The 21,792-nt window shown below is 44.5% G+C and carries 17 protein-coding genes; 11 read left to right on the top strand and 6 right to left on the bottom strand.

Annotated features, from left to right (window positions below):
- Positions 1-5: 5 nt before the first annotated feature.
- The 4 genes from secD to queA form a co-directional block, all read right to left on the bottom strand.
- On the bottom strand, positions 6-1,850 hold the full coding sequence (secD, locus tag PN836_RS17655) for a protein translocase subunit SecD (RefSeq protein ID WP_395340834.1): 1,845 nt from the start codon (positions 1,848-1,850) through the stop codon (positions 6-8).
- Positions 1,851-1,875: 25 nt separating this feature from the next.
- On the bottom strand, positions 1,876-2,214 hold the full coding sequence (gene yajC, locus PN836_RS17650; RefSeq protein WP_395340832.1) for a preprotein translocase subunit YajC: 339 nt from the start codon (positions 2,212-2,214) through the stop codon (positions 1,876-1,878).
- Positions 2,215-2,340: 126 nt separating this feature from the next.
- On the bottom strand, positions 2,341-3,453 hold the full coding sequence (gene tgt / locus PN836_RS17645) for a tRNA guanosine(34) transglycosylase Tgt (protein ID WP_395340830.1): 1,113 nt from the start codon (positions 3,451-3,453) through the stop codon (positions 2,341-2,343).
- A 120-nt stretch (positions 3,454-3,573) separates the two neighbouring features.
- The gene (gene queA, locus PN836_RS17640; protein WP_395340828.1) at positions 3,574-4,620 is read right to left on the bottom strand and encodes a tRNA preQ1(34) S-adenosylmethionine ribosyltransferase-isomerase QueA; all 1,047 of its coding nucleotides are present in this window, start codon (positions 4,618-4,620) and stop codon (positions 3,574-3,576) included.
- 448 nt (positions 4,621-5,068) lie between these two features.
- Here queA and PN836_RS17635 point away from each other — a divergent pair, with 448 nt between their 5' ends.
- Both PN836_RS17635 and PN836_RS17630 read left to right on the top strand, forming a co-directional pair.
- The gene (locus PN836_RS17635; protein WP_395340825.1) at positions 5,069-6,136 is read left to right on the top strand and encodes a potassium channel family protein; all 1,068 of its coding nucleotides are present in this window, start codon (positions 5,069-5,071) and stop codon (positions 6,134-6,136) included.
- 12 nt (positions 6,137-6,148) lie between these two features.
- Positions 6,149-6,886 carry a VC0807 family protein gene (locus tag PN836_RS17630; RefSeq protein WP_395340822.1) on the top strand — a complete coding sequence of 246 codons (738 nt, stop codon included), beginning with the start codon at positions 6,149-6,151 and terminating at the stop codon, positions 6,884-6,886.
- 44 nt (positions 6,887-6,930) lie between these two features.
- On the opposite strand, the gene PN836_RS17625 is transcribed toward PN836_RS17630, so the two are convergent.
- On the bottom strand, positions 6,931-8,364 hold the full coding sequence (locus PN836_RS17625) for an alkaline phosphatase (protein WP_395340820.1): 1,434 nt from the start codon (positions 8,362-8,364) through the stop codon (positions 6,931-6,933).
- A gap of 332 nt (positions 8,365-8,696) precedes the next feature.
- Between PN836_RS17625 and PN836_RS17620 the strand changes: the two genes are divergently transcribed.
- The 9 genes from PN836_RS17620 (at position 8,697) to PN836_RS17580 (ending at position 21,404) form a co-directional block, all read left to right on the top strand.
- Positions 8,697-10,298: an isocitrate lyase gene (locus tag PN836_RS17620; RefSeq protein WP_395340818.1), complete on the top strand. Its 1,602-nt coding sequence runs from the start codon at positions 8,697-8,699 to the stop codon at positions 10,296-10,298.
- 419 nt (positions 10,299-10,717) lie between these two features.
- Positions 10,718-11,659 (top strand): LysR family transcriptional regulator, encoded by a 942-nt coding sequence (locus tag PN836_RS17615; protein WP_395340816.1) that lies wholly within the window; start codon positions 10,718-10,720, stop codon positions 11,657-11,659.
- 201 nt (positions 11,660-11,860) lie between these two features.
- Entirely contained in the window at positions 11,861-14,074 is a 2,214-nt protein-coding gene (locus PN836_RS17610; protein ID WP_395340813.1) for a malate synthase G, read from the top strand.
- A 346-nt stretch (positions 14,075-14,420) separates the two neighbouring features.
- On the top strand, positions 14,421-15,998 hold the full coding sequence (gene leuA, locus PN836_RS17605) for a 2-isopropylmalate synthase (RefSeq protein ID WP_395340811.1): 1,578 nt from the start codon (positions 14,421-14,423) through the stop codon (positions 15,996-15,998).
- A 1-nt stretch (position 15,999) separates the two neighbouring features.
- The gene (gene leuB / locus PN836_RS17600; protein WP_395340809.1) at positions 16,000-17,091 is read left to right on the top strand and encodes a 3-isopropylmalate dehydrogenase; all 1,092 of its coding nucleotides are present in this window, start codon (positions 16,000-16,002) and stop codon (positions 17,089-17,091) included.
- An 18-nt stretch (positions 17,092-17,109) separates the two neighbouring features.
- Entirely contained in the window at positions 17,110-18,510 is a 1,401-nt protein-coding gene (leuC, locus tag PN836_RS17595) for a 3-isopropylmalate dehydratase large subunit (RefSeq protein WP_395340806.1), read from the top strand.
- 79 nt (positions 18,511-18,589) lie between these two features.
- On the top strand, positions 18,590-19,189 hold the full coding sequence (leuD, locus tag PN836_RS17590) for a 3-isopropylmalate dehydratase small subunit (protein WP_395340804.1): 600 nt from the start codon (positions 18,590-18,592) through the stop codon (positions 19,187-19,189).
- Positions 19,190-19,282: 93 nt separating this feature from the next.
- Complete coding sequence (locus PN836_RS17585; RefSeq protein ID WP_395340801.1) at positions 19,283-20,476, top strand: HD-GYP domain-containing protein; 1,194 nt, start codon at positions 19,283-19,285, stop codon at positions 20,474-20,476.
- Positions 20,477-20,615: 139 nt separating this feature from the next.
- Positions 20,616-21,404: a hypothetical protein gene (locus PN836_RS17580; protein ID WP_395340798.1), complete on the top strand. Its 789-nt coding sequence runs from the start codon at positions 20,616-20,618 to the stop codon at positions 21,402-21,404.
- On the opposite strand, the gene PN836_RS17575 is transcribed toward PN836_RS17580, so the two are convergent.
- Positions 21,391-21,684 carry a hypothetical protein gene (locus tag PN836_RS17575; RefSeq protein WP_395340796.1) on the bottom strand — a complete coding sequence of 98 codons (294 nt, stop codon included), beginning with the start codon at positions 21,682-21,684 and terminating at the stop codon, positions 21,391-21,393. The genes PN836_RS17580 and PN836_RS17575 overlap by 14 nt on opposite strands.
- Positions 21,685-21,792 lie beyond the last annotated feature (108 nt).

Genomic DNA, 21,792 nt, shown 5'->3' with positions numbered 1-21,792 from the left:
ACTCCTTAAATCGCTAGCTTTTTCACACGCTTGCCACCCCAAATGAGGTTGACCATAACGCGTGTAACAACGATTGCGGTAAACATAGAAGTCAAGATACCGATCATCAGTGTAATAGAGAAACCCTTAATAGGCCCGGTGCCAACGGCAAACAAAATCATCCCAGCAATAAACGTGGTGATATTGGCATCTAAAATGGTAGAAAAGGCATTGTCGTATCCAAAATGTATCGACTGCTGTGGACTTCGCCCTTCTCTTAGTTCTTCCCTGATCCGCTCAAAAATAAGGACGTTTGCATCAACTGCCATCCCTACTGTTAAGACAATACCCGCCATGCCCGGCAAAGTTAAGGTCGCGCCAGGAATCATCGACATAACTCCCACAATCAATACCACATTAGTGACCAAGGCGATATTAGCCACCACCCCAAAGGCGCGGTAATAAATCAACATAAACACCAGCACAGCAACTAAGCCATAGGTGATGGCTTGCATTCCCAACTCGATGTTTTCTTTACCCAAGCTAGGCCCGACGGTGCGCTCCTCCACTATTTGGATAGGAGCAATCAACGCACCTGCGCGAAGCAACAACGCTAAATCGCGTGCTTCTGCGGCGGAGTCAAGTCCCGTGATCCGAAATGAGCTGCCGAGCTGAGTTTGAATGGTTGCGACGTTAATGACCTCTTCTGATTTTTCAAAAATCAATTTCCCGTCAGGCCCGCGTTCATCGGTGGCTTTGAACTCAATAAATACCGTTGCCATAGGCTTTCCGACATTTTGCTTACTAAAGTTGGACATTTTAGTGCCGCCTTTAGAATCAAGGTCGATATTGACTTGAGGAAAGCCGTTTTCATCAACAGAATTCGTCGCGTCGATAATGTGACTACCTTCAAGCGCGATTTGTTTTTTCAATAAAACGGGCTGACCGTTACGTCTGAATAGTAACTCCGCACCTGCAGGAACACGACCATTTACCGCGTCTCGCACGTCACCTGTTTCATCAACCGCTCTGAAATTAAGCGTCGCGGTCGCGTTTAAAATTTCTTTCGCTTTTGCAGTATCTTGAATACCCGGTAGCTGCACTACGATGCGATCTTGACCTTGCTTTTGCACTAAAGGCTCGGCAACACCAAGCTGGTTAACCCGGTTGCGAATAATCGTGATATTTTGTTTTACTGCGTAGTCGCGAATTTCAGCAAGGCGGTTTTCAGAAAAGGTCGCGCGCAGGGTTAAATCATCGCGCTCATCAATGGTCATATTAGGATAGTCATTGCGCAGGAAAAATTGTGCGCTTTCAAGTACATCTGCATCGCGAAAAACGATATCAACGGACATTCCGCTTTTGCGCACGCTACGATACCGAAGCTTTTCTTCACGTAAGCGGTCTCTAAACTCGTCAACTACACCACCTACTGCGGCGTCAATGGCACTGTTCATGTCCACTTCCATCAAAAAGTGAACGCCACCACGCAAATCAAGACCAAGCTTCATAGGTGTGCCGCCGAGGCTTTCCAACCAGTCAGGCGTGTCAGGCGCGAGGTTCATGGCAACGAAATAATCATCGCCAAGTTCGTCATCAAGTGCCTCTCGGGTAATTAGCTGAGTATCAGAATCTGGCAGGCGCACTAAGATACGCTCGTCTGCAAACTCGACAGCTTTAAAATCGATCTGCGCATCTTGCAACTTAGCTTCAACATCACTTGCAAGCGCTTGAGTTACGGTGGTATCACGTCCAGAGGATATCTGCACCGCATGGTCTTCTCCGTAAATATTGGGTAGTGCGTACAAGGCGCACATTGCCAATACAAAGACGACCAAAATATATTTCCATACAGGTGTTTGGTTTAACACGATATTATCCTAATCCTAAAGGTCTCTATAGAGACTTCATGGTGCCTTTTGGCAATACGGCACTCACGGCAGATTTTTGTACCATGATGCTGTTTGTTTCATTAAGCGACACTTCAATAAAGTCTTTGTCGTCGCTTACTTTTGTGATTTTGCCAACAACGCCACCTTGGGTGAGCACTTCGTCGCCTTTGGCTAGGGAAGAAACCAAGTTTTTATGTTCTTTCACTCTTTTTGCCTGAGGTCTGTAGAGCAAGAAATAAAAGATAAGACCAAAAACCGCCAGCATGATAAGTGGCTCAAAACCAAAGCCTGTAGAAGCACCGCCTGCTTCTTGTGCATGTGCGCTCGAAATGAAAAAGCTCATATTATTTCCTTCTTAAACAGCAATATTATTATTCTCTACCAGCAGTGCATTATTGCCCCGCTTTATTCTTGTAAGCCTAGATTAATTATGGCAACCGCCGCTCACTATGCCGTTGCTATATGCATTTTACAGTTCGGGAACGTCTTTCCCTTTTTTCGCATAAAAATCAGCGACAAATTCATCCAAGGTTCCTGCCTCAATAGCCTCACGCAAACCCTTCATCACAGTTTGGTAATATCTCAAATTATGAATAGTATTTAGCCGAGCACCGAGTATCTCATTGCACTTGTCTAAGTGATGTAAGTATGACCGAGAATAGTTTTTACAAGTGTAGCAATCGCAATTTTCGTCCAAAGGCGAAGTATCGACTTTTTGTTTGGCATTACGGATTTTTATAACGCCCTCGGTCACAAATAAGTGTCCATTGCGTGCATTGCGTGTTGGCATCACGCAGTCGAACATATCAATGCCGCGGCGCACCGACTCCACGATATCTTCTGGTTTGCCCACGCCCATCAAATATCTTGGCTTATGCTCAGGGATTTTTGGTGCAGTATGTTTCACTATGCGCATCATGTCTTCTTTTGGCTCACCCACCGAAAGACCGCCTATGGCATAACCATCAAAATCAATTTTTTCCAGTGCGTCGAGCGAGATATCACGCAAAGCTTCGTACATGCCACCTTGAATAATGCCAAAGAGGGCGGCAGGATTGTCGCCGTGTTCTTCTTTACTTCGCTGGGCCCAGCGCAGCGACAGCTGCATTGAAGTCTCGGCTTCTTCTTCTGTAGCTGGATATGGCGTACATTCGTCAAAAATCATAACAATGTCAGAACCAAGCTCACGCTGAACCTGCATAGACTTTTCAGGTGTCAGTAGAATTTTTTCGCCGTTAATTGGCGAGCGGAAGGTTACGCCCTCTTCATCTATTTTACGAAGATCGCCTAAAGAAAAGACCTGAAATCCACCAGAGTCCGTCAGTATAGGCTTGTCCCAGTGCATAAAGTCATGCAAATCGCCGTGGTCTTGAATTATTTGCGTGCCAGGGCGCAGCATTAAGTGGAAGGTATTGCCTAAACAAATGTGCGCGCCGGTATCTGCTAGTTCTTCAGGCGTCATCCCTTTTACCGTACCGTAAGTGCCCACTGGCATAAAAGCAGGTGTTTCGACCACACCTCTTTCAAACACCAACTGACCGCGACGAGCCAAACCGTCGGTCTTTGTTAAGTTGAACTTCATTTACTCCACGCTACTACACACATTTGAACTGGCGGCGAGTATAGCAAACTTAAGGCTTAGATGGCATTAGGAATATCGGAACAAAATACGACCATATTAAACTTAGTGGCATGCACTTTGTTACTTCTTATTAATGAGCATTGCATCACCATAACTGAAAAATCGATACGCTTTCTCAATCGCTTGCGAATATGCCTTCATTACTTCCTCGCGCCCTGCGAAGGCGCTGATTAGCATCATCAGGGTCGATTGTGGTAAGTGAAAGTTGGTCAACATCACATCAATGACTTTGAACTCAAAGCCAGGGTAAATAAATATGCTGGTGTCAGACAAAAAGGGCTCAAGCAATACATCCGTATCCTTTAGATGCTCTTGATGCGCGGCAGACTCGATGGAACGAACCGAGGTGGTCCCCACAGCAACTACTCGTTTGTTAGCGGCTTTGGTTTCCAATACTTGTTTAACCACTTCTTCTGTAACTTCCGCATATTCAGCGTGCATCACATGATCTTTAATATTTTCAACTCGAACCGGCTGAAAGGTGCCAGCCCCTACATGCAAAGTCACAAAGGCGGTATTTACGCCCTTCGATTTGATTTTAGCGAGGATCTCATCATCAAAATGCAATCCTGCCGTGGGTGCGGCTACTGCGCCTGGCTTTTCGTTGTAAACCGTTTGATAACGCTCTTTATCACTATCTTCATCTGGCCGGTCGATATATGGAGGAAGCGGCATATGCCCGTGTTTTTCTAATAAATCAAACACGTTTTCATCACTCGCAAATTCGATATGAAACAGCGCATCTTCTCGGCCTAACACCTTAATCTTAATGCCGCCTTCCATGCTAAGCTCAGTGCCAGCCTTTGGCGACTTACTTGCGCGAATATGAGCGTGCGCAGTATTATCGCTGAGCACGCGCTCAAGCAACACTTCAACCCTCCCGCCTGAGGCTTTTTGGCCGAACAGGCGCGCCGGAATAACGCGCGTGTTGTTGAAAACCAATAAGTCACCTTCCTCAAGCAGATCAACAATGTCGGTAAATTGCTTATGCTGAATTTCACCATTTTGTCCATCGAGGCAAAGCATGCGACTGGCGCTTCTTTGCTGCGCGGGGTATTTGGCAATGAGCTGTTCAGGGAGGTCGAAATCGAAATCCGTTATTTTCATATTTAAAAATGTCTTCTTTGATAGTTATTTCAAATGCCCATGTAGTACGGACAAAGTCGGAGAAAAAGAGCATCCTGTCACAAAAAATCATCCTTTAGTCTATATGTAGAGAATATTATGTTTTGGGTACACCGCGCTATACTGAATAGCTGAGCATTATACCTAATTGTTCAATAATCAATCGTAAAATGTGATTGTTGGGATGACACGCGTGTTAACGCATTAATTTCTCAAACAACTTTGGACACCTCCCATGTCTTAATTTCACCCAGCCTTTTGGCTGGGTTTTATTTTGTTAGGATTCGTTTGGCAATACAATTAGTTGCATGCCGTTGCGCGCAGTTGTGCGCGCTGAGCAAATGAAATACGGAAACGTTGAGCTTGTAATTACCGCATAGTTTATTACTCTATACGCGCTTGTAGAGATGAGGAAACGCTGCAAATCACTATGACTACTTGGATAAAAGCAAAGCGAATAATGTCGCGCTACCTAAGCGAGATGCGTTGGTACGTGATTCTTGCATTCACTGCATTCTACGCACTAAGTTGCTGGATGCTGCTTTACGCGGCAGGCGAACAAGATTTATTAGCTTCGCACGATTTTACGTATTGGTTAATTGTAACTGGTTCTACAGTTGGATATGGCGATATGTCTCCTTCTACGGAGGCAGGCAAATGGATCGTCGCCTTGTACGTCATCCCGATGGGCTTGAGTATATTTGCCTTAATTTTGGGGCGAGTAGCATCGTTTGTTGGTAAACAATGGCAAAAAGGAGCAAAAGGTTTGAACTCACTTAACCTAGATAATCACGTTGTTATTATCGGATGGAATGGTAAGCGCACGATGCAATTGTTGAAGCTCTTGCTAATTGAGAAAGAAAACTCACCGCTTGATCCTGATATTCTTTTATGCGTGAAGGCGGATATTGAAAACCCCATGCCTTCCAAAATTGATTTCGTCAGAGTCACCTCTTTTAATAATGACGATGAAATGGACCGGGCGTGTATCAAAGAAGCGGCAACCATAATTATAGACAACCCGCATGATGATATGACCATGACAACCGCGCTGTATTGCTCGAAGCGCAACAAAACTGCGCATAAGGTCGCTTATTTTGATGACGAAACCTTAGTACCGCTGCTGAAAGTACATTGTCCAGAAATAGAGTGTACGCCGAGCGTAGCGGTAGAAATGCTTGCGAAATCGGCTTTTGACCCGGGCTCAAGCTTACTTCATCATGATTTGCTCGATGTGTATGATGGACAAGCTCAATTTTCAGATACCATTCCTGAATCCGCACCCGCTCTGAGCGTCGAAGCTTTTTTTCTGGCGCTAAAGAAACAATACAACGCCACCTTTATTGGATTTGCATCGCATGAAAACATGCAAAGTATTTCAGTAAACCCTGCTTTTGATGAAACGCTGTATCCAAAAGACAAAATATTCTACATCGCCGATAAGCGCATTCGCGATATTGATTGGAAAGGCTTAAACGCCAACAGTAAAAATTTATGAGAAAATACAATAATGTCTAACAATAGTTCACCTGAGACAAGCTCGCCTGAGTCAACAACGGCGAAGCCTAAACCTCAACAAACCGGTTTTTTTGGCAATTTAGTATTTAATATTGCCATACCGGTACTGGTCATGAGTTATCTTAGCTCGGATGAATATCTTGGCCCTGCATGGAGCGTGGTCGTTGCCCTTTCCTTTCCGCTTTGTTTTGGTCTCTACGATCTGAAAAAGACAAAGAAAATAAACGGCTTTTCAGTTTTGGGGATTATCAGTGTATTGCTCACTGGTGGCATTAGTTTGCTTAAGCTGCCAGCCGAATATATGGCAATCAAGGAAGCAGCCATACCTGCAATTATTGGACTTGCGGTAATCGCGACGCAATTTGGTCACAAACCCTTGGTTAAGATGTTAATTTTGAACGATCAAATCATCAACTGGGATAAACTTAACGCTAGTTTAACTGAGCACAATGCGAATGAGACTTTTAATCAAAAGGTTGCTGTGAGCTCGTACATTGTCGCCGGATCATTTTTCTTATCGTCAGCGCTTAACTACATGTTAGCGAAATGGATACTCGTGTCAGAGCCTGGCACCACCGCATACACAGAAGAACTAGGACGAATGACTGCACTGAGTTACCCGGTGATTGTCATTCCGTCTATGGTGCTGCTTATCAGCGCGTTAATCTATTTATTTAAGCAAATATCGGCCTGCACCGGCGAACCTATCGAAACATTTCTCAATCAATGAGCGCGCCCGCGTCAGCTGACGGTACGTACCAAAATAGTATCGCTTTAGCGTTGCGCCCGTGCGTCTAAAAGCTCAAACAAACCTTTAGCAATTTCTGTGTTATCCAAGTTACCTTTGAAGGTGTCTGCACCGGGGCCATAGCCATAAACGTTTACATCTACCGCAGTATGCCCGTTAGTTGTCCAGCCGGTATTGGTGCGAGCATCAACAATATCTTTAATGACTTGCTCTATGTCTCGCTTACTCATTTCCTTTACGACGGTCTCCACCATGCTGGCTTCCGCTTCATTGAGTTCAAATCCTAGCTTTTCAGACACGTAGCTGGCTCTGTCTTCACTATTCATCATCCCCTGTGCAATACTCGGAACAGATGCTGAAACACTCTTGATAAAACTTGGATCCCAGCGATAGCCGTCAGCACCCGCTACAGTTAATCCGCCGGTGCTGTGGTCAGCAGTGATAACCACTAGGGTGTTAGGATTGGTGTTGACGAAAGACTCAATGATCTTCAATGTCGCAACCAGATCCTCCATTTCCGCCATGGCAGAGGCTATTTCGTTTCCGTGGCCAGCCCAATCTACTTGACTTGCTTCAACTAATAAGAAAAATCCATCATCGTTATTTAAGTGATCAAGTGCAGCTTCGGTCATTACGCTCAAGCGATTTGGTTCAACATCGTCAAGCGACCATGGCAGCATGGTTTCACCAAAAAGGCCAATAAGCGGTTTAGCAGGGTCGACTGATGAAAGCTGAGAGTAGTCAAATACGTATTGAAAGCCCTCCTCTATAAACTCTTCAACAATGTTTCTGTCATCGCGAATAAAATGAGCCCTGCCAGCACCTAGCATCACGTCAGCCAGAAACTGTCCGTTTATTCGGTCATCGAAAAAACTATCTGCTATTTGCTCGTAATTCCGTCGCAGCTCATTTGCCACCATGTAAGATGCGGGCGTCGCATGTACAATAGTTGAGGTGACAGCTAACCCTGTTTTCATGCCATACTTTCGTGCTCGATGAAGAACCGTTTCTAGCGGCTTTTTATCCACTGTCATACCAATTGCACCATTGTAAGTCTTTACGCCAGCAGCTAAAGCAGTAGCACTTGCGGCAGAGTCAGTCACATAGCCTGACTGTTGATGCGGGTGCGTGCGCGCTGTGCCAAGCAGAATATCGTCGAATATGGTTGTTTCCACACTCTCAGTGGCAGGGTCGTCATTAAAAAATCGATATGCGGAAACGTAAGCAGGCCCCATTCCGTCAGCCACTACCATAATAATATTTTGAGGTGCACTTACCGAAGATTCAGCTGATGCTCTGCTGTTAGCATCTTTTGCAAACGCTGTCGCACTTAGAATAAGGGAGCCAATTGACAGCAAAGCGGCACCTAGCAATGAGACTTTTCGCTTTGCAATAGTACTAGATATTTCTATGTTCAGATGTCTAACAGCGTTCAAAAAAGACAGGGCGGTTGCAATCATTTATTTGGATTCCATCATAATTATGTTTGTTTTAAAAAGACAGTGGAGTTATTAACATGCGTTCATCATCGCTCCCATTAATTGAACAAGTATACAATGAATCCAAACGCTTCCATAAGTATCGAAGGAAAATGTTGTCGACGAGCACAAGCATTTAAACAGAAGGCTTGCCAATTAACATTCACGGTGTGAATACTCAAGATGATTTATATACACTCGTTTTATTTGAATTTCTCTCTTAGGATGATGAAAGACGCTTAACAAGCAAAGTTGTGTTAGCAGATGCAACATGCTTCTAAGACGCGATTTACAGATAAATAGAGGAAACCATCATGTCTCAATACGAACAAGAAATCTCGAAGTTTGCTGAATTGAAGAATGCGCAAGGCAGTGCGTGGAATGCAATTAGTCCAGAGTATGCCGCTCGCATGAAGCTGCAAAATCGTTTTCGAACAGGTTTAGAGATTGCTAAGTATACAGCTGGGATAATGCGTCAAGATATGGCTGACTATGATGCCGATAGCGCGCAATACACTCAGTCTCTAGGCTGCTGGCATGGTTTTGTTGGTCAACAAAAAATGCTGGCTGTAAAAAAGCATCAAGGCACAACAAGTAAAAGTTATCTATATCTTTCTGGATGGATGGTTGCGGCGCTTCGCTCCGAATTTGGTCCATTGCCAGACCAATCAATGCATGAAAAAACGTCTGTTCCAGCACTTATTGAAGAGCTTTACACCTTTCTACGCCAAGCCGATGCGCGTGAGCTAGGCAACTTATTTAATCAGCTTGATGAGGCCAAGGCGACAGGCGGAAATGTTGCTCAAATCCGACAGCAAATTGATGAATTTGAAACGCACGTAGTGCCCATTATTGCTGATATCGATGCGGGCTTTGGTAACGAAGAAGCCACCTATTTACTCGCGAAGAAGATGATCGAAGCTGGGGCGTGCTGTATCCAAATTGAAAATCAAGTTTCTGACGCGAAGCAGTGCGGTCATCAGGATGGAAAGGTCACTGTGCCGCACGAAGACTTTTTAGCGAAAATTAATGCAGTTCGTTATGCCTTTTTGGAGCTTGGCGTAGATGATGGGGTGATTGTAGCGCGCACTGACTCTCTCGGTGCTGGCCTTACCCAAAAAATTCCGGTTTCGCAAAGCGAAGGTGATTTAGCCGCGCAATACAATGCCTTTTTAGAAACCGCCGAGGTCGACAGTGTTGATGCGCTTGGGGAAGGCGATACCGTAATGAAGCTAGACGGTAAGTTAGTCAAACCTGTACGTTTGCCAAACGGACTCTACAAGTTTAAAGAAAACACTGGCGTTGAGCGTGTCGTGCTCGACTGCATCACTAGCCTGCAAAACGGAGCAGATTTACTTTGGATTGAAACTGAGAAGCCGCACGTTGGACAAATTGCCGAAATGGTCAATGCTATCCGCGAAGAGGTACCCAATGCGAAACTCGTCTACAACAATAGTCCGTCATTTAACTGGACCTTGAACTTCCGCCAACAAGTTTTCGATGCATGGAAAGAGTCGGGTAAAGACACAAGTGCTTATGACCGAGACGCGCTAATGTCTGCGGTTTACGATGATTCTGAACTTGCGCTACAGGCTGACAGCAAAATTCGTACATTCCAAGAGGATGCTGCAAGAGAAGCGGGTATTTTCCATCATTTGATCACCTTGCCGACATATCATACTGCGGCACTTTCAACCGATAATTTAGCAAAGGGCTACTTTGGTGACGACGGCATGCTCGCTTATGTAAAAGGAGTTCAGCGCCAAGAAATTCGTCAAGGTCTTGCCTGCGTCAAGCACCAAGCCATGGCCGGTTCTGATTTGGGTGATACTCACAAAGAATACTTCTCTGGCGAACAAGCGCTTAAAGCCTCTGGCGAAGACAACACCATGAATCAGTTTGACGTAGTTGCCTAATCAAATACATACACAAACCTTTCTTGTTCAGCGCCCTTCGGGGCGTTTTTTTGGTTTATTTAAGATTGCTGAATGCTTTAAGATGTGGCGTTACGCTTTGAAAGACGCTGTGAACCCATCCATGGGCGCTCACGAAATCATCCCTGATTTCGACGCTTTCAAAGCGTAACGCCACATCTTAAAGCATTCTTCATCAACCATTGTATCCGTGACCTAGCGCACTTACATCTTGAAAACCTCATGCGCATTCATCAAATTTATGAGTGTGAAAAAAGCATGGTATAGTTTTTTAACTGTAATTATATAAAGTGATTAATTTCAATCAGTTAGCATGCTATCTTCCATTCATACCACCAATGGATTATCTACATTACATGGCGTAAACTTATACACTCTTTCTTTTAACAGGAGTATTCTCGTTGAACATTGCCAAGGTTGATTTAAATTTGCTTGTATATTTGGATGTTCTCCTAAGAGAAGGTAGTGTAACAAAAGCCGCTAACCAGCTAAGTATTACCCAACCGGCAATGAGTAATGGACTTAAGCGTTTACGCGATTTGTTTAAAGATCCCCTTTTGGTCAGAACCAGTGAAGGGATGACGCCAACGAAGCGAGCGATTGAGCTACAGCCTGTTATTCGCGATGTTTTAAGCCGCCTTGAGTCCTCGATTCAGCCGGAGGTGGAATTCGATCCGCTTTCAAGTGCACGTACGTTTAGGATCATGACAAGTGATTATGCGGAATCGACTCTGCTACTAGAACTTATTGGTAAACTATCTAAACTCGCGCCTAACATTACCTTAGACCTAATTACACCCTCTGATGTGACCTTTCATGATGTTGAGCAAGGGAAGGTAGACATGGCGATAAATCGCTTTGATGAACTGCCGCTGTCTTTTCATCAAAAAGTGATTTGGTATGATACTTTTGCCTGTGTAATTGGCTCAGATCATCCTTCAGCAAATGACTTTGACTTAGACGCCTATTTACGCGGGCAGCATATATGGGTAAGTAAAACCGGTTTCGGTGTAGGTGTAGGCATCGACCCTAACGAAGTGCAAAAGCTGGGTTGGGTGGATGCTGAACTGATTAAGATAGGGAAACAAAGAGACATTCGTGTGTTTACCCGTCACTATCACGCAGCATTGCAATTAGCGAAAACACAAAACCTGATTGCTACCTTACCCAACAAAGCGGCAAAAATATTTAAAGACGACCCAGCGATAAAAGTCGTGCCTCCCCCATTTGATATCCCTCCTATCGCTTTAAAAATGGCGTGGAGTGCTTTGCTTCATCACGATGCCGGCCATATTTGGTTACGAAGACTCATTAACGAAGTGGCTGAGGAAATGACAGCGTAAATTCTGAAAAGGATAGGAGGTTTTCCTTACTTTTATGCTGCACAAGCACACTATTATGATACGTACCAACAATCATTCATGTAATTTATACCTAGAATATTTAACATACACTAAACATATTTCAATAAGCGCTCTACACTGGTAAAAGCTTTAATCAAAAGTAATCGCTAAATTTTATAAAATGACGCGGGGAGATGGCTTATGACAACCTATATTGACAAAGGGCAGCTTAAGATTGAACAGACTTTGTATGAGTTTGTTATGCAAGAGGCATTGGCTAACTCAGGTGTTAATGCAACTCAATTTTGGCAGGGTTTTGAAAAGCTGCTCGATAGCTTCACTGAGCGCAATCACGCTTTACTTCACAAGCGCACACAACTTCAAACAGCGATAGATGAGTTTCATATTCATAATAACGACGCATCGTTCGAGGAGTATAAGCGCTTTCTTGAATCCATATCTTACCTTCGTCCAAGCGCAGCAGAACCTAACAGTGAGAAAGTCCAAATTAGCACTCAACATGTCGACAGTGAGATTGCGAATATTGCGGGACCTCAGTTGGTAGTGCCCATAAACAATGCGCGTTACGCTCTTAATGCAGTAAATGCTAGATGGGGCAGCTTATATGATGCGCTTTACGGTACTGACCTAATCTCAACTAAAGGTGAGCTCAGCAATCGCGGCAAATATAATCAAGCACGCGGTGCTGCGGTCATCAAGCGAGCCAGAGAGTACTTAGATCAGATTGCCCCTTTGCAAAGCGGGTCTCACTCTCATAGCGTACACTACGGGATAATCGACAATACGCTTATTGTCAATTTATCTGATGGCTCAAGTTCCGCTTTAGCCAATCCGGCGCAATTTATTGGCTTTAATGGAAGTATAGACAAGCCCGATTCCTTGCTATTAAGCAACAACGGTCTGCATATTGAAATACAGCTTGACGAACAGCACCCTATTGGCAGAAGTGACCCAGCCAACATTAAAGATATTTTAGTTGAAGCAGCGCTTACCACGATTATGGATTGCGAGGACTCTGTTGCTGCAGTTGATGCTGAAGATAAAACACAGGTTTATCGCAACTGGCTTGGTCTGATGCAAGGAACGCTAAAAACCGAAATTAACAAAGACTCAAAGACAGTTATTCGCAAAATGCACGTTGACAGAGTATACAAAGACGCGCAACAGCCTTCACAAAACTTAACGCTAGCTGGGCGCAGCCTCATGTTTATTCGAAACGTCGGCCATTTAATGCAAAACGATGCCGTGCTTTTTAACAATGAGCCCATTTTTGAAGGCATTATGGATGCGGTAATCACATCACTGATTGCTAAGCACGATGTGTTAAACAACAGTCCATTTAAAAACAGCAAACGAGGCAGTATCTATATCGTTAAGCCTAAAATGCATGGCCCGGAAGAGGTGGCATTTACTCATGACTTGTTCACCGCAGTTGAAAACCTTATTGATGTAAATCGCTTTACCATCAAAATAGGCATCATGGATGAAGAGCGCCGCACCAGTTTGCATCTGGCAGAGTGTATCGCTCAGGCCAAAGAGCGTGTCGTGTTTATTAATACGGGGTTTTTAGATAGAACCGGCGATGAAATTCACACATCAATGCTTAAGGGACCCTTTGCGCCCAAAGCTGAGCTTAAAAATAGGCCTTGGTTGCAAGCCTATGAAATGGCAAATGTTATTACAGGATTGCACTGCGGATTGTCTGGCAAAGCTCAGATTGGCAAGGGCATGTGGCCTATTCCGGACCAAATGACAAATATGATGAAAGCAAAGATTGCGCATCCTAGAGCGGGAGCAAATACAGCATGGGTGCCCTCACCTACCGCTGCAACATTGCACGCCCTGCATTATCATCAGGTTGACGTGTTTGCCATTCAAGAACACTTAGCGAAGCAAACATTTGACGGCATTAACCAGATTCTTGATATTCCGCTGTTAGAAACTGGCAGAGAGCTTAGCAGCGAAGAAATACAGCAAGAGCTCGACAACAATGTGCAAAGCATATTAGGTTATGTTGTTCGATGGGTACATCAAGGCATTGGTTGCTCTAAGGTGCCGGACATTAACAATGTTGGTTTAATGGAAGACAGGGCAACTTTACGGATTTCAAGCCAGCACATTGCAAACTGGTTAGAACACGGTTTGTTATCGCCTCAGCAGGTGAATGAGTCTCTCACAAGAATGGCTGAGTTGGTGGACAGACAAAATCATGCTGATCCTGAATACATTTCCATGTTGCCTGATTTAGAAAATAGCATTGGTTTTCAAGCAGCCAAAGACTTGATCTTTTTAGGCAAAGTTCAGCCAAATGGATATACCGAGCCGCTTTTGCATCAGCGTAGAAAGGAAATGAAAGCGCGTCTGGCGAATAACGCATTTTCAAAAGCAGGTTAGGTGTAATAGCAACTGGTCTAGCCAATAAAAAGCGCTTTTGTGGTTGACCCACATGCTCAAGACGATTACATTTGAGACCAATACGATACAGAAGTGATAATTGCAGATGATGCAACATTCGGTGCAAGGCGTTTATAATAAAATTAACGCTAACAATATAAACGAAGGCTTTAGCCTTCTTCTACTCGGTCTGGCAGCTTAGGCGCACGGGTAGTCTGTAAGCAGATAAAACTAAACCCGTGCACCGCGCGGGTTTTTTTATGGCTTGAATTTTTTCATTTAAATTCAGAGACACGGCGTTTACAAGGTGTAACTTTTAGTTTTTAACTAGGTTTAGGATAAAGACATGGGCGATAGTAAAATCAGTAGCAACAACGACAAAGTGATTATCTTTGACACCACTTTAAGAGATGGCGAACAGGCTTTACCTGCAAGTCTCAGTGGACGAGAAAAACTGCAAATTGCGCTGATGCTAGAACGTCTCGGGGTAGATGTTATTGAAGCTGGCTTTCCGGTGTCGTCTCCAGGCGACTTTGAATCGGTCAGGCTCATTGCTGAGCATGTGAAGACATCTCGGGTATGCGGTCTCTCAAGAGCATTAGAGAAGGATATTGATGCCTGTGGAGAAGCTATGTCAGTAGCCGAGCAGTTCCGCATTCATACTTTTATTGCCACCTCCGATATTCATGTCGACACAAAGCTGAGAAAGTCGCAAGACGAAGTCGTCGAAATGGCGATAAAAGCGATCAAACACGCGAAGCGATACACACCAGATGTTGAGTTTTCATGCGAAGACGCTGGGCGTACTCACATTGATTATTTGTGTCGAATGGTAGAGGCTGCGATAAAAGCAGGTGCGACGACTGTCAATATCCCTGATACAGTAGGCTACACCATTCCATCAGAGTTTGGTGGCATCATCGGCGCGCTCTTTGACCGTGTGCCCAACATCGACCAAGCGGTGATATCAGTGCATTGCCATAATGATTTGGGCTTAGCAGTAGCCAACTCACTTAGCGCCGTGCAGCATGGTGCCAGGCAGGTAGAGTGCACGGTAAATGGAATTGGTGAACGCGCCGGTAACTGTTCACTTGAAGAAATCGTGATGGCACTAAAAACAAGAGAACAGCTTCTGTCATATACCACTGGCGTTCACACTCAAGAAATTAGCAAAGCGTCAAAATTGGTAAGTCAATTGTGCAGCATGCCAATACAAGCGAATAAAGCCATTGTTGGGGCGAATGCCTTTAGTCACTCTTCTGGAATTCACCAAGACGGCGTGCTTAAGGGTCAAAACACATATGAAATAATGACGCCGGAAAGCGTCGGCATTAACAAAAACAATTTAAACCTTACCTCACGGTCGGGTCGCCATGTGATCAAGCATCGCTTGGGTGAGCTTGGTTATCACGAAACTGAGTACGATTTGGATGAAGTGTACGCCTCATTTTTGCGCCTAGCGGATAAAAAAGGTCAGGTATTTGATTATGACTTAGAAGCGCTACTGTTCTTCAACCAACAAAAACATGAGCATGCTCACTATGCTTTAAAGTATCTGCAGGCCACGTCCGGACACAACATTATTCCATCGGCAACCGTCAGCATAGTTGCAGGTGATTCTACTATTACCGAATCTGCTACTGGCAACGGTCCAGTGGATGCGGCCTTCAACGCGATTATTCATGCAATTGACGGCCATGATTTAGATATTGTCGATTTTAAACTCGACTCCAAAGGCGAAGGGGCGGATGCACTTGCTCAAGTAAGCGTGATTGTGGAGTACAAACACCGCCGCTTTAACGGTATTGGATTAGCGACGGATATTGTTGAAGCTGGCGTAAAATCCTTAATTTTTGTACTCAACAATATGTATTTAGCAGATCAAATAGACCAACAAAAACAAGAAAAAATAGCAGGAGTGTAAAATGGAACACAATATTGCAGTGCTAGCAGGAGACGGCATTGGGCCTGAAGTCATGGCACAAGCAAACAAGGTCTTAGACCTTACTGCGAAAAAACTCGGTTTACACTTTAAACGCAAGGAGTACGCAGTGGGTGGCTATGCTATTGACCATTTCGGTGAAGCCTTACCACAAGCAACCCTTGAAGGCTGCGAGGCCGCCGACGCTATTTTGTTTGGTTCAATTGGTGGACCAAAGTGGGATAGTTTACCGCTAGAAAAACGCCCTGAACGCGCTGCCCTACTGACCTTGCGAAGTCACTTTGATCTATTTAGCAACTTACGACCAGCTCGCATCTATTCAGGTCTTGAGCATTTGTCACCACTACGAGTAGACATTGCATCAAGCGGTGTGGATGTTTTGGTCGTAAGAGAGCTAACATCGGGCATTTATTTTGGCCAACCTAAAGGCATTGAGGGAGAAGGAGAAACACAAAACGCGTTTGACACGATGCGCTATTCAAAAGCCGAAATTCGGCGTATTGCTCACTCGGCTTTTGCAGCCGCCCAAAAGCGCAGTAAAAAAGTCACTTCGGTAGACAAAGCTAATGTGCTAGTGACTAGCCGTTTATGGCGCGAGGTGACAGAAGAAGTTGCAAAAGACTATCCAGATGTGGAACTTGATCATATCTACATTGATAATGCGACGATGCAATTAGTATGCAACCCTGCTCAGTTTGACGTGATGTTATGTTCAAACCTGTTTGGCGATATCGTATCGGACGAATGCGCGATGATTACAGGATCTATGGGTTTACTACCATCAGCCAGCATTAACTCTGAGGGCTTTGGTATGTATGAGCCTGCGGGTGGTTCTGCGCCAGATATTGCTGGCAAAGGCATTGCTAATCCTATCGCACAAATTTTATCTGCCGCAATGATGCTAAGATTTTCACTCAATGAAACGCAAGCGGCGGATATGATTGAACAAGCAGTGACGCAAACACTTTTAGATGGCGTGCTGACCGCAGAGCTTTTGCCCGCTAATAAACGCGCAGAGGCAAAATCAACCGCACAAGTCGGTGAGCATGTTTGCTCGCTTATCGAAAACATGTAAAAACGAAGAAGAATCACTATGGCCAAAACGCTATATCAAAAAATTGTGGATGCGCATCTTGTCGACAGTATCGGAGAAGACCTTGTCCTGTATATTGATCGCCACCTTATCCATGAGGTGACAACCCCCCAAGCTTTTGCAGGACTCATTGAGAAAAACCGCAAGGTTCGTCGTCCAGACCTCACATTCGGTACGATGGATCACAGTATATCTACACGTTCGTTGGCGCTCGATGCCTGCGGTCCCCAAAACGAACTTCAGCTGAATACCTTAGCTGCAAACTGCGCAAAATATGGTATTGAGCTTTTTCCTGTAGGACATAAAAACCAAGGTATTGTGCATGTCATTGGTCCACAACTTGGCTTAATACAGCCAGGCATGACAGTAGTTTGTGGTGATTCACATACCGCTACCCACGGTGCGTTTGGTGCATTGGCGTTTGGTATCGGCACCTCACAAGTTGAGCACGTGCTTGCCACCCAAACCCTAAAGCAGTCTCGCGCAAAAAGCATGTTGGTTAACGTAGAAGGAAAGCTCGGTTTAGGCGTCACCGCAAAAGACATTATTTTGGCAATTATCGGAGAAATTGGCCACGCTGGCGCAACAGGTCATGTCATCGAATATGCAGGTAGTGCAATACGCGAACTATCGATGGAGCAGCGAATGACCATATGCAATATGAGCATTGAGGCAGGTGCCAAAGCAGGACTCATCGCACCTGATGAAATTACCTTCGCATATTTAGCAGGCAAAGAGCACGCGCCAAAGGGAGAGCATTGGGAGCAAGCACTCGCATACTGGAAGTCGCTGTACTCAGACAGTGATGCTGAGTTTGATACGCTCGTGACACTCAAAGCTGAAGATATCGCTCCCCAGATAACTTGGGGAACTAATCCCGGACAAGTAGTAGCCGTTAACGAAGCAATACCCTCTCCAGATGATTTTACCGATCCAATTGAAAAAGCGTCCGCTGAAAAAGCGCTCGCCTACATGGGGCTTTCTCCCGGTCAACAACTGACTGAGGTCCCAATATCTCATGTGTTTATTGGCTCTTGTACAAACAGCCGGATAGAGGACTTGCGCGCCGCGGCTGAAATTGCAAAACATGGCAAAGTGAAAGCAGACGTGACCGCTATTGTTGTGCCAGGCTCGGTGGCAGTAAAGGCGCAAGCGGAACAAGAAAACCTGGATCAGATATTTAAGCAAGCGGGATTTGAATGGCGCTTACCGGGTTGCTCCATGTGCCTTGGCATGAACGATGATGTATTGAAAGATGGTGATCGTTGCGCTTCTACCAGCAATCGCAATTTTGAAGGTCGTCAAGGACGAGGTTCACGCACACACTTAGTGAGTCCTGAGATGGCTGCGGCTGCCGCAATTGCCGGAAAATTTGCAGATGTAAGGGAGCTAAACTCCTAATGATAAAAAGTACTATGCGGGAATTAGATATGAAAGTACGCAATACAAAAGCAAAGGTGACTTACAACGGAGGCTTATTATGACTGGGATCAGCATCATTAAAGAGCGCGCAGCACCGCTTGACCAAGCCAATGTGGATACCGATCAAATTATTCCGAAGCAGTTTTTAACCGGCGTGACTCGAAGTGGGTATGGCAAGCATTTATTTCACGATTGGCGTTATCTTGACCAGCACGAAAGCGTTCTAAACCCAGATTTTAGCCTTAACAAGCCCGAGTATGAGGGTGCCGGCATACTCATCACCCGAGAAAATTTTGGCTGTGGTTCATCACGTGAGCATGCCCCATGGTCTTTGGCGGACTTTGGGTTCAAAGCCATTATTGCCGTCAGCTTTGCCGACATTTTTTATGGCAACTGTATTAACAATCAATTATTACCAGTGACGTTGAATTCACAACAAGTCAGCACTTTATTTGAGCTGCTCGAGGAAAACCCAGATATCATTATTGATATTGACCTGCCTGCGCAAACGGTAAACGCTAGAGATTTGTCGTTTACATTTGAAATAGCGAGGCATCATAAAGACAATTTACTAAAGGGTTTAGATGCAATTGGACAGACGCTCGAACTGGAAAACAAAATCTCAGATTTTGAGTCAAAAAGGCAAATTTGGCTTTAATAAACCCCTTCTTGGCCGATACACCCAATAACACTAATTACTCGGGCAAAAATATAGGTTTTTGCTCCTCCAATTTGGTTTTGTATCGTTCGTATGTTTGAAACTATCGCAATAGATAATGTAAAAGTTGGGATGTACCTTTCACAAATCAAAGAATGTGAAGGCAAATTACAAGTCAAAAGCCAAGGCTTAATCAAATCCATGGGCACGATTGAAAGCCTCAAGCGTCGAGGGGTGCTGTCTATTGAAATTGACACAGACAAAAGCATTCATAGCGCTGCAAGAAACGCGGCAGAAGCCAAAAAGCCAGCGATGTCAAAAGCTAGAACAAGCTCAGCCATGCTGGATTTTGACCAACACAGAGAAGACCTCGCGAAAGCCGATAAACTGTATACCCAGGCCAGAGAAGTACAATCGCGTTTTGTATCACAATTGCGAAGCGGAAGCTCGCCAGATTTTGACGAGCTAAACGGCATTTGCCAAGACATTATTGATTCAGTGTTTGATAATCATGATGCTTTAAGCTGCCTGATCATGCTGAATGAAACCAGTAACTACTTTGCTGAACATTCTTTAAACTGTGCGATCTTGATGGGCATATTCGCCAAACATCGTGAATGCCCACAAGCCGATATTGAAGATTTGACGCTTGCAGGCTTATTAATGGATGTAGGCATGGCATTATTGCCAGACGATCTCAGTACTCGCGAAGACGCATACAGCGCAGCCGACATTACCTTAATGAGAACCCATGTAGACATTGGTCAGGAAGTGATTGAACGCTATGCTGATTTACCGCCCTTGGTCTCTGAGATAGTGCTTAACCATCACGAGCGTATTGATGGAAGCGGTTACCCAAAACAAAAATCGGGTGACGAAATATCCACATATGCACAAATGGCAGGGATTGTTGATTGTTACGATGCGATGATCACTGAACGCGCATACAAGTCATCTAAAGGTTCGCAAGAGGTATTAGAGTCTTTGCTTGAGAACAAGGCCTTCGACACAGATCTTGTGGAGTCGTTTATTCAAGCGGTTGGACTTTATCCAGTGGGTTCGTTAGTACATTTAAAAAGCGGTAAGCTTGCCATTGTTGTTCAACGCCGAAAAGATCGCCCGCTAAAGCCAAATGTAATGGCTTTTTACAGCATCAGAATGAAGCACCATACCGAAGTAAAACTGATTGATCTTAACAAATCATCAGACAAAATTCTGGGCGCCGTAAGGCCTGAAGAATTCAAACTAAACTTACCTCATTTCTTTAGAAGCGCCTTGTTAGGCTAAACATTATTGCCCCAAAGCACGTAAAAACTGTGTAAACGTGAAAGCAAATGCGAATTATCCTGATATAATAATTCGCATATTATACTGCTGGTCAATTACAACTCATCGCTTTAGTGCTTATATAAGGGAATCTATCTAAATGTATGTGCTCAATTCTGTTTGTCCTAATCTCAGTTTAGCCCAGCATTCTCGCACCCGTTTGTGTGCAGTTCTGTGCGCGTTGAGTATTTCAGTTAGTATAAATGCCAATGCTCAAGAGTCAGATAGCGCAAAACCGGCAAGCGCGCCAGAATCCGCCCAGGAGGTCGAAGCAAGTAGCGAGCAAGACAATGTAGAACAGATTGAAGTGGTTGGTCGTGCGGGTGATGCAGCCTTACAAGCCTTTGAAATGGGAAATTTTGAACTTGCTGAAATTAAATTCAAAGAAAATGTGCAATGTGCGCTTAGAGCCGAGAGAAATCTAATGGCCTTTGCAGATGATGCAAGAAATGCACAAATTAACCAGTCTCTGAGTAATAGCTTGTCTAGCGCTGACCAGGGGGCACCTGGCACCAGCACCATCGCACCTTCTTCAGTCACTTCGGGCACAAGCCTTCAAAATAAAGGTCCGGTTCGAGAGGTTACCTGTAGTGACAGAGGCTATCAAGTATATATGGTCGGCATGTCACAGCTGCAGCTTGGCCGCACAGAAGAGGCAGAGGAAAATTTTGAGAGTGCGATTCGCCTGAACAAACATTTACATGACGCAATGTATCGATTAGCCCTAATGAAGTTATTACGCCAAGATGTTGAAGGCGCTAACGAGCACTTCGAAGATATGCAGCGCCTGTTAAAACGATGCAACAATCTATGTGATGCGCAAGCAAACATTGAAGAAAGATTGGCCTTTTTAGAACAAGCGCTCTCTGGAAATGTCAGATTGCAATAAACGGCAACTCATTAGACGCTATTTGAGCTCTAGCACACGGAGAGTGGGCAACTATATAGTTTCCGAGCACCGTTAAGAAAATTACGTCATCAACACCGCTGCTGAATCCACCGCTCTGTAACTTGCGACTTTTTTTAATATGTTCAAGAGCCGCGTTCAGCATCTGCTCACTACGAGCATAATCATTGAGCCCATGCCATGTTGCTTGCATAGCTGCGCATTGATTTAAGCTTCCGGCTACCACAATAAATAAGTTATTTTTCACCTCTATAATGGGCATGACTGAACCACAAGCCTTTACAACATGATTGACGTTTGTGATTGTAAAAGCATAACCAAAGAAAATCTTTGCAAAGTGTATCGTGCTTGCTTTAGTAATTTACCTAGT

This window comes from Ningiella algicola (assembly GCF_028401415.2).
GTDB lineage: Bacteria > Pseudomonadota > Gammaproteobacteria > Enterobacterales > Alteromonadaceae > Glaciecola.
The sequence above is the reverse complement of the archived record's forward strand: the minus strand, read 5'-3'. Positions and strand labels throughout refer to the sequence as shown.

Excerpts from the sequence above, each read along its gene's own strand:
- PN836_RS17630 (WP_395340822.1), top strand. The coding sequence starts at position 6,149 with ATGTCTAACAATAGTTCACCTGAGACAAGCTCGCCTGAGTCAACAACG.
- leuB (WP_395340809.1), top strand. The coding sequence starts at position 16,000 with ATGGAACACAATATTGCAGTGCTAGCAGGAGACGGCATTGGGCCTGAA.
- leuA (WP_395340811.1), top strand. The coding sequence starts at position 14,421 with ATGGGCGATAGTAAAATCAGTAGCAACAACGACAAAGTGATTATCTTT.
- PN836_RS17610 (WP_395340813.1), top strand. The coding sequence starts at position 11,861 with ATGACAACCTATATTGACAAAGGGCAGCTTAAGATTGAACAGACTTTG.
- PN836_RS17625 (WP_395340820.1), bottom strand. The coding sequence starts at position 8,364 with ATGATTGCAACCGCCCTGTCTTTTTTGAACGCTGTTAGACATCTGAAC.
- tgt (WP_395340830.1), bottom strand. The coding sequence starts at position 3,453 with ATGAAGTTCAACTTAACAAAGACCGACGGTTTGGCTCGTCGCGGTCAG.
- PN836_RS17635 (WP_395340825.1), top strand. The coding sequence starts at position 5,069 with ATGACTACTTGGATAAAAGCAAAGCGAATAATGTCGCGCTACCTAAGC.
- yajC (WP_395340832.1), bottom strand. The coding sequence starts at position 2,214 with ATGAGCTTTTTCATTTCGAGCGCACATGCACAAGAAGCAGGCGGTGCT.
- leuD (WP_395340804.1), top strand. The coding sequence starts at position 18,590 with ATGACTGGGATCAGCATCATTAAAGAGCGCGCAGCACCGCTTGACCAA.
- queA (WP_395340828.1), bottom strand. The coding sequence starts at position 4,620 with ATGAAAATAACGGATTTCGATTTCGACCTCCCTGAACAGCTCATTGCC.
- PN836_RS17585 (WP_395340801.1), top strand. The coding sequence starts at position 19,283 with ATGTTTGAAACTATCGCAATAGATAATGTAAAAGTTGGGATGTACCTT.
- PN836_RS17620 (WP_395340818.1), top strand. The coding sequence starts at position 8,697 with ATGTCTCAATACGAACAAGAAATCTCGAAGTTTGCTGAATTGAAGAAT.
- leuC (WP_395340806.1), top strand. The coding sequence starts at position 17,110 with ATGGCCAAAACGCTATATCAAAAAATTGTGGATGCGCATCTTGTCGAC.
- PN836_RS17580 (WP_395340798.1), top strand. The coding sequence starts at position 20,616 with ATGTATGTGCTCAATTCTGTTTGTCCTAATCTCAGTTTAGCCCAGCAT.
- PN836_RS17575 (WP_395340796.1), bottom strand. The coding sequence starts at position 21,684 with ATGCCCATTATAGAGGTGAAAAATAACTTATTTATTGTGGTAGCCGGA.